The 518-nt window shown below is 66.6% G+C and carries 1 protein-coding gene; it reads right to left on the reverse strand.

All coding sequences use genetic code 11. The features are described from left to right. On the reverse strand, positions 1-518 hold a 518-nt coding region (locus ABD903_RS23220), incomplete at both ends, for a sensor histidine kinase (RefSeq protein ID WP_345228255.1).

Here is a 518-nt window from a genome sequence, read left to right on the forward strand (position 1 = left end):
GGTGGCGGCCGGGGTAGACGAGGGCCAGGCGGCGGCGGGTGTTGGCCAGCCCGATGCCGGTGCTCTGCTCCTTCGGGCCGTGCCGGAGCTGGTTGCGGGTCTGGAACTCGAGCCGGTTCTGCTCCACGCTCAGGCGGATCTGCACCGGCCGGTCCGGCTCGTGCAGTTCGCCGTGCTTGAAGCAGTTCTCGACGAAGGTGATGAGCACCAGCGGCAGGATCAGGCGGTACTCGAGCTGGCCGCTGACGCGGAAGTCGACCTGCAGCTGCTGGTTGAAGCGCAGCTGGTTCAGGGCGATGTAGTTGCGCACGTGCTGCACCTCCTGGCCCAGCGGCACCTTGCCGTCGGGGTCCTCGTGCAGGGCGTAGCGCATGATGTCGGAGAGCAGCAGGATGCCCTTGGCCGCGCCCTCGGAGTGGGGGTAGACCTGGGCGTAGAAAAAGTTGAGCGCGTTGAAGAGGAAGTGCGGGTTGATCTGGCTCTTCAGGAAAGCCAGGTTCGCCTCCACCAGGCTCTGC

Origin of the sequence: Hymenobacter koreensis, assembly GCF_039541855.1 — a bacterium.
In the GTDB taxonomy this organism is placed as follows: domain Bacteria; phylum Bacteroidota; class Bacteroidia; order Cytophagales; family Hymenobacteraceae; genus Solirubrum; species Solirubrum koreensis.